Source organism: Massilia sp. TWR1-2-2 (assembly GCF_049897565.1).
Classification (GTDB): Bacteria; Pseudomonadota; Gammaproteobacteria; order Burkholderiales; family Burkholderiaceae_D; genus JAFCUW01.
In genome coordinates, this window is the sequence record NZ_JAFCWM010000104.1 from 1 (window position 1) to 798 (window position 798).

Annotated in this window: 2 protein-coding genes; both read right to left on the reverse strand. The window is 57.5% G+C overall.

The window, feature by feature from the left end:
• Window positions 1–87 precede the first annotated feature (87 nt).
• Window positions 88–327, reverse strand: coding sequence for a hypothetical protein (locus ACP7DD_RS26565; RefSeq protein WP_426178402.1), 240 nt, complete (start codon window positions 325–327; stop codon window positions 88–90).
• 61 nt (window positions 328–388) lie between these two features.
• Window positions 389–697, reverse strand: coding sequence for a mobilization protein (locus ACP7DD_RS26570; RefSeq protein ID WP_426178404.1), 309 nt, complete (start codon window positions 695–697; stop codon window positions 389–391).
• Between the last annotated feature and the right edge of the window lie 101 nt (window positions 698–798).

Here is a 798-nt window from a genome sequence, read left to right on the forward strand (position 1 = left end):
TTGCCAACCGTAGCGGGCATTAACATGCCAAAACCGGAGGCCGAGAGCGGGGAGAATCCAGAGAATTAGACACTAAACTCATCAAATTCATTGTCTCAAAGTGATTGACACATTCCGGATTCCTGCAGTGATGCGGTCGTCCTCGGCCAACGCAAGCCGTTCAATCACGTCGCGTTGGTCGATCTCGTACCGACGCGCTAATCGTTCGATGGCCAGGCTCGCGCGCGTACTAACAGTGATACCTAAGCTCCGCTCCCCATTATCGTCCTGCGCCTGGTGCCGTTGTAGAGGATCGAACGTTGGATCGTAGGGAGTCGAATTTTCCACAGGATTCTCCTTAGCTGCAGCGGGTAGAGTGCCGCTGACAGGCAAGCGTTCGCTAGGTCGATTACGTATTGGAATCGCTGGGAGGGGCGGTGCCATCGGGTCGCAATGTGGATGGACCCGCTGCGCGTTCGGGATGGGGAAGGTCGAACAGCGCGCGGTCGTCCGGCCGAGTCAGTGTTGAGTTCAGCATATCCAGCAGGCGTGCTTGCGGCCATTCACCCCGTTCGACTTTGGCCAGAATCGCGGCGCCGACCAGGATCTTGCGCCGCGTGTCATCGGTGCGCTTGCGTTTTGATTCCTCGGTCCGTTTGCGCGCTTCCAGTTGCTGCTTTTGCGCAGTCAGCTGTTGCAGCGTAAGCGTCCAGCCCATCCACCTTCCATTGCCGATTTGGGGTGGCCATACTCCAGTTTTCAAAATGGAGATTTGGGATGGCGGATACAGAACGAGCGGCCTTGTGGGAGGGGCGCGTA